General features: G+C 63.7%; 6 protein-coding genes and 1 pseudogene. All 7 read left to right on the top strand.

Features of this window, described 5'->3' with window-relative positions; translation table 11 throughout:
- Window positions 1-121: ATP-binding protein (locus WAN71_RS26640; protein ID WP_422228197.1), on the top strand; the 121-nt coding region annotated here is incomplete at its 5' end.
- Between the two features lie 369 nt (window positions 122-490).
- Window positions 491-580 carry a K(+)-transporting ATPase subunit F gene (gene kdpF / locus WAN71_RS26635; protein WP_422228195.1) on the top strand — a complete coding sequence of 30 codons (90 nt, stop codon included), beginning with the start codon at window positions 491-493 and terminating at the stop codon, window positions 578-580.
- Entirely contained in the window at window positions 581-2,251 is a 1,671-nt protein-coding gene (kdpA, locus tag WAN71_RS26630; RefSeq protein ID WP_422228194.1) for a potassium-transporting ATPase subunit KdpA, read from the top strand.
- Between the two features lies 1 nt (window position 2,252).
- A complete protein-coding gene (gene kdpB / locus WAN71_RS26625) occupies window positions 2,253-4,439 on the top strand; it encodes a potassium-transporting ATPase subunit KdpB (protein WP_422228193.1) in 2,187 nt (728 codons plus the stop codon).
- Window positions 4,429-4,530: pseudogene (locus WAN71_RS26620) on the top strand (hypothetical protein); the annotation flags it as partial. The gene kdpB and the pseudogene WAN71_RS26620, both read left to right, overlap by 11 nt.
- Entirely contained in the window at window positions 4,527-5,462 is a 936-nt protein-coding gene (locus WAN71_RS26615) for a potassium-transporting ATPase subunit C (protein ID WP_422228192.1), read from the top strand. The pseudogene WAN71_RS26620 and the gene WAN71_RS26615, both read left to right, overlap by 4 nt.
- Window positions 5,463-5,577: 115 nt before the next feature.
- A partial coding sequence (locus WAN71_RS26610) for a DUF4118 domain-containing protein (RefSeq protein WP_422228196.1) occupies window positions 5,578-6,967 on the top strand: 1,390 nt, incomplete at its 3' end.

The raw sequence follows: 6,967 nt of genomic DNA, 5'->3' as shown, positions 1-6,967 counted from the left end.
CGGAAATGGACTGGGCCTCGCCATTGTCGACTCGATCGTCAAAGCTCATCAGGGCTCGGTCACTGCCGAATCCGCTGACGGCAAAACCACCTTCCGGGTGCGCTTGCCCATCGTTGAGTAGTGGATCACAGCCGCCGCAGCAAAGTTCATACCGTTCGCGGTCGCCTGCTTAAATGCGCCATAACTGGTCGCTGCGAGTTAGCCATCACCGAAACCGCAAACTCAATATGTCCGGCCGACCGTAAAGAAAGCGTAAACGATGGAGCTTTCCAAACGGGCGAGGCATAGCTTCGTTCCAGATCTTCACTATGGAGTCGTTCCAGATCTTCACTATGAAGGTCTAAATTGCATGCCGGTACCACGACTCGATCGACCATCGAGCTGACCGGTTTGCCACGAACGGAGGAACTATGTCGGTGGTTGCCTACGTCCTACTGACGGTGGCAGTCTTCGCCGTCCTTGGCCTTGCGCAAAAGTTGGTCGAAAAGCTATGAGCTACGACAACATCATCGGCCTCGCACTGTCAGTACTGCTGGCGGTCTATCTAGTCGCGGCCTTGTTCCTTCCGGAAAGGTTTTAGGTGAGCACTTCTTTTGCGGGGATCGCATTCCTCGCTTTGCTCGTGCTGGCATTGGTAGCGGTACACGTACCGCTGGGCGACTACATGTACCACGTCTACACTTCGCCGAAGGACTGGCGGGTCGAGAAGGCGATCTACCGCGTCATCGGCGCCGACCCCAAGGCCCAACAGCACTGGTGCGCCTACGCCCGCAGCGTCCTGGCATTCTCGGCGGTCAGCGTGCTGTTCCTGTTCTTCTTCCAGTTGGTGCAGGGCAAGTTGCCGCTGCACCTACACGATCCAGCGACACCGATGACCCCGTCGCTGGCGTGGAACACCGCGATCAGCTTCGTCACGAACACCAACTGGCAGGCGTACTCGGGCGAGTCGACGCAGGGCCACCTGGTGCAGATGGCCGGTTTGGCCGTGCAGAACTTCGTCTCCGCCGCGGTAGGCATAGCCGTCGCGATCGCGGTGGTTCGCGGCTTCGCCCGAATCAGGAGCGACGAGCTGGGCAACTTCTGGGTGGATCTGGTCCGCGGGACGCTGCGCCTCCTGCTGCCGATCTCGTTTATCGCCGCAATCGTGCTGATCGCCGGTGGAATGATCGAGAACTTCCACCTGCACGACCAGGTCGTGACCACGCTGGGCGGCTCCCAGCAGACGATCACCGGAGGACCGGTCGCCAGCCAGGAAGCGATCAAGGAACTCGGCACCAATGGCGGCGGCTTCTACAACGCGAACTCCGCGCATCCGTTTGAGAACCCGACCGCCTGGACCAATTGGCTGGAGATCTACCTGTTACTGGTGATCAGCTTCTCGCTGCCGCGCACATTCGGGCGCATGGTGGGCAGCAAGAAGCAGGGCTACGCGATAGCCGCAATCATGACGACGCTCGCCGCGATCAGCTGGACGATCACGATGTGGATGCAGCTGCAGCACCACGGCACGGTGCCGACCGCGATCGGGGCGGCCATGGAAGGTGTGGAGCAACGCTTCGGTGTTCCCAACTCCTCGGTGTTCGCCGTTTCGACAACGCTGACCTCTTGTGGTGCCGTCGACTCGTTTCACGACTCCTACACCAGCCTCGGCGGCATGATGACGATCTTTAACATGCAGCTGGGTGAGGTGGCGCCCGGCGGCACCGGGTCTGGCCTGTACGGCATGCTGGTCCTTGCGGTGATTACGGTGTTCGTCGCCGGGCTAATGGTCGGGCGCACACCGGAGTACCTCGGCAAGAAGATCAACCCCCGCGAAATGAAGCTCGCGGCAAGCTATTTCCTGGTGACGCCGCTCCTTGTGCTGCTCGGCACCGCCATCGCGATGGCGCTGCCGGGCGAACGCGCGAGCATGCTCAACACCGGACCGCACGGCCTGTCGGAGGTGCTGTACGCGTTCACCTCCGGCGCGAACAACAATGGCTCGGCTTTCGCGGGCCTGAACGCCAACACCACCTGGTACAACACCGCAGTGGGCCTGGCGATGGTCTTCGGCCGGTTCCTGCCAATCGTGTTGGTGCTCGCGTTGGCCGGCTCGCTGGCCCGCCAAAGGCACACGCCGGAGTCCCCCGGTACCCTGCCCACCCATCGTCCGCAGTTCATCGGAATGGTCGCCGGCGTCACGGTGATTCTTGTTGCCCTCACATTCCTGCCCGCGTGGGCACTCGGGCCCCTGGCTGAAGGAATCCACTGACATGACAACGTCTACGGCTTCGAAACCCCGTTCCGCCCGTTCATCGCAGCGCCACCACGGCGGCCACGCGCCGGGCGGGCGGGTTCAGGGCGGCCGACTCGATCCCGCGCTGCTGACCAAATCGCTGCCCGACGCGTTGCGCAAGCTCGATCCGCGCACCCTGTGGCGCAACCCGGTGATGTTCATCGTCGAGATCGGCGCCGTCTGGTCGACCGTGCTGACGATCCGCGACTCGTCGTGGTTCGGCTGGCTCATCGTGTTCTGGCTCTGGCTGACAGTGCTTTTCGCCAACCTGGCCGAGGCGTTCGCCGAAGGGCGGGGCAAAGCACAGGCCGACACGCTGCGCAAGGCGAAGACCGACACCATCGCGCGCCGGTTACACGGCTGGTCACCCGAGACCCCCGGCACCGAGGAGGACGTCCGAGCCCCGGAACTGCAAAAAGGCGACATTGTCGTCGTGGAGGCCGGCGAAATCATCCCGGGCGACGGCGAGATCGTGGAAGGCATTGCGTCGGTTAACGAATCGGCGATCACCGGCGAATCGGCGCCGGTGATCCGGGAATCCGGCGGCGACCGCTCCGCAGTGACCGGCGGAACCACCGTGCTCTCGGACCGCATCATCGTCAAGATCACCCAAGAGCCCGGGAAGAGCTTCATCGACCGGATGATCGCCCTCGTCGAGGGCGCCAACCGGCAGAAGACGCCGAACGAGATCGCGCTGAACATTCTGCTTGCGGCGCTGACCATAATCTTCGTATTCGCGGTGGCGACGCTGCAGCCGCTGGCGATCTACTCCAAGGCCAACAATCCCGGTGTGGCGAACACCTCCGCACTCACCAATAACGGCGTCAGCGGCGTTGTCCTGGTGGCGCTGCTGGTGTGCCTGATCCCCACCACCATCGGCGCGTTGCTGTCCGCGATCGGTATCGCCGGCATGGACCGATTGGTCCAACGCAACGTGCTGGCCATGTCGGGCCGGGCGGTCGAGGCTGCCGGCGACGTCAACACGTTGCTGTTGGACAAGACCGGCACGATCACGCTGGGCAACCGGGAGGCGTCGGAATTCATCCCGGTCACCGGGGTCACGTCCGAGGGGCTGGCGGACGCCGCTCAGTTGTCCAGCCTCGCCGACGAAACCCCCGAAGGCCGCTCTATCGTCGTCTACGCGAAGCAGGCCTACGGGCTGCGGGAGCGCTCCCCCGGCGAACTCAGCCACGCCCACTGGGTCGAGTTCACCGCGACGACAAGAATGTCCGGTGTCGACCTCGGTGGACGACAGCTGCGCAAGGGCGCGGCCAGTTCGGTCGCCAAGTGGGTCCGCGACCAGGGCGGGATCATTCCCGAAATACTCGGCGAAATCGTCGACGGCATCTCCGCCGCCGGCGGAACCCCGCTGGTGGTCGGCGTGGTGACAACCGGCCTCGAGGGCAATGCCGGCAAGAAAGCCGACGTGCTCGGCGTCATCCACCTCAAGGACGTGGTCAAGCACGGTATGCGTGCGCGTTTCGACGAGATGCGCAAGATGGGCATCAGAACGGTGATGATCACCGGTGACAACCCGTTGACGGCCAAAGCGATCGCCGACGAGGCCGGGGTCGACGACTTCCTCGCCGAAGCCACCCCCGAAGACAAGATGGTGTTGATCAAGCGTGAGCAGGAGGGTGGCCGGCTGGTCGCGATGACCGGTGACGGCACCAACGACGCGCCGGCGTTGGCTCAGGCCGACGTCGGGGTGGCGATGAACAGCGGCACCAGCGCGGCCAAAGAGGCCGGCAACATGGTGGACCTGGACTCCGACCCCACCAAGCTCATCGAGATCGTGGAAATCGGCAAGCAGCTGCTGATCACGCGTGGCGCGTTGAGCACGTTCTCGATCGCCAACGACATCGCCAAATACTTCGCGATCATCCCGGCCATGTTCGTGGCGCTGTTCCCCGGACTTGACCTGATCAACGTGATGCGGCTGCACAGCCCGGAATCGGCGATTCTCTCCGCGGTGATCTTCAACGCGGTGATTATCGTGGCGCTGATTCCGTTGGCGCTGCGCGGTGTGCAGTACACACCCAGCAGCGCGTCAAAACTGTTGAGCCGCAATCTTTACATCTATGGGCTGGGCGGCATCGTCGCCCCGTTCATCGGCATCAAACTGATCGACCTGGTCGTGCAATTTATCCCCGGGATGGGCTGACATGAACCGCGTCGGCGACGATGCAGTGGGGGCACCCCCAGCCGCGCAGCGGCGAGGGGGCCGAAGCGATGAAGAGGAGCGACGCAAATGAACTTTTCCAACTTGATTCGCCAACACTGGGCGGCACTGCGTGCGCTGCTCGTGCTGACCGTGATCACCGGCTTCGCCTACCCCTTGGTGGTCTGGGGAGTCTCGCTACTTCCCGGGCTGCACGCCAAGGCGGAGGGCTCGATAGTCAAGGTGTCCAGAAACCCGGTCGGCAGCAAACTGATCGGCCAGTCGTTCACCGACAAAGACGGCAACCCACTGCCGCAGTACTTCCAGAGCAGGCCGTCGGCAGCCGGAAAGGGCTATGACCCACTGGCATCAGGACCCACCAACCTGGGCCCGGAAAGCATCGTCGACACACCGGCCGATCCGGCCAAGCTGGCTCCCGGCGCCGATCCTTCCACCGCCGGATTCAAACCCAGCCTGCTCACTCAGGTGTGCTCGCGCAGCTTCGCGATCGGAAAGCTCGAGAAGGTCGACGGCGCACGCCCGTTCTGCACTGGCGGCGGGGTGGGCGCGGTGCTGTCGGTGATCGGGCCGCGGGATTCATCGGGCAACGTGATCCACCCGACCCAGGTGGTCAGCGTCAACGAGCCCTGCCCGATGCCGGGTAGCGCACCGACCACGGTATTCCAGCAACTCTACGAGGGTGTACGGGTGGAATGCGCGAAGTACGGTGAGGACTACACGGTCGGTCAGATCGTTCCGATTCGCGGCGCGTCGTCTGCTAACCCGGGGGTGCCCGCCGACGCCGTCACCGCCAGCGCTAGCGGCCTCGACCCCAACATCTCGCCGGCTTACGCCGACATCCAGGTGGCCCGGGTAGCCCACGCGCGTGGGATCAGCGCTAGTCAGGTGCGCGACGCGGTTAGCCACAACCAGCACGGTCGTCTGGTCGGCATCGTCGGCGAGCCGGTGGTCAACGTACTGGAACTCAACCTCGAGTTGGACCGCAATTATCCGGTGAAGTCTTGAACTTTCCGGTTGATGTGAAGTCTTAAACATTCCGGTAGATGATGTTCATGTGACTTCCGCCGATGAGCCGCGAGCGTCACAAGCGGCAAGCCCCGATGACCCGCTTGCCCAAAGCGTGCCACCGCAGCGACGTGGCGAGTTGCGCATCTACCTCGGCGCGGCCCCCGGAGTCGGCAAGACCTGCGGGATGCTCGGCGAGGCGCATCGCAGGCTGGAGCGCGGCACCGATGTCGTCGCGGCGGTAGTGGAGACGCACGGCCGCAAGAAGGTCGGCGAACTCATCGAAGGCATCGAAGTCATTCCGCCGCACTACATTTCCTACCGCGGAACCCTGTTTCCGGAACTCGATGTCGACGCGGTGTTGCGGCGTCGGCCGCAAGTGGCGCTGGTCGACGAATATGCGCATAGCAATATCCCGGGCAGCGTCAATTCCAAGCGGTGGCAGGACATCGAAACGCTGCTTGATGCCGGGATCACCGTGATCTCGACGCTCAACATTCAGCACCTGGAGAGCCTCAACGATGTCGTTGCCCAGATCACCGGCGTCGAGCAGCGCGAAACCGTGCCCGACGAAATCGTCCGAAAAGCAGCTCAGATCGAGTTGGTCGACATCACACCGGAGGCGTTGCGGCGCAGGCTCGCCCACGGCAACGTCTACCCGCCGGAGCGGATCGATGCGGCGCTGTCCAACTACTTTCGCACCGGCAACCTGAACGCCCTACGTGAAATCGCGCTGCTGTGGCTTGCTGATCAGGTCGATGCGGCGCTGGCGAAATATCGTGCCGACAAGAAGATTAAGGACACCTGGGAAGCCCGTGAGCGGGTGGTCGTCGCCGTAACCGGCGGCCCCGAATCGGAAACATTGGTGCGCCGCGCCTCCCGCATTGCGTCGAGGTCGAGCGCCCAACTCATGGTGGTGCACGTCGTCCGCGGCGACGGCCTGTCGGGTGTGTCGCCACGCGAAATGGGCAAGGTGCGCGAACTCGCCGCCAGCCTGGGCGCGACGGTTCACACCGTGGTCGGCGACGACGTGGCGACCGCACTGCTCGACTTCGCCCGCGAGACCAACTCCACTCAGCTGGTGCTCGGCAGCTCCCGGCGGTCGCGGTGGGCGCGAGTCCTCAGCGAGGGAATCGGCGCCACCACCATCAATGACTCGGGGAAGATCGACGTCCACATGGTCACCCATGAGCAGGCCAACCGCGGCCTGCCGTTCGCGTCGATTTCGCCACGCGCTCGCCAAATCGTGTCCTGGCTGGCCGCGATCACTGTGCCGTGGGTCATCTTGGCGATCACGACACGCTTGTTGGATCCGCTGCTGGACATCGGCGGAAAGACCGCGGTCTTCTTCGCCGGGGTGATTGCCGTCGCGCTGTTCGGCGGTGTGGCACCGGCCGTGCTGGCGGGCATGCTGTCCGGGGCGCTGTTGGTCTATTTCATCGCCGAACCGCGATACTCCTTCGCCGTCGACAACCCCAGCAACGCCGTCACCATCGTGGTTTTGT

Source organism: Mycobacterium sp. (assembly GCF_049280035.1).
In the GTDB taxonomy this organism is placed as follows: Bacteria; Actinomycetota; Actinomycetes; order Mycobacteriales; family Mycobacteriaceae; genus Mycobacterium.
Note: the sequence above shows the minus strand (reverse complement) of the source record. Positions and strands in the feature narration are given on the sequence as shown.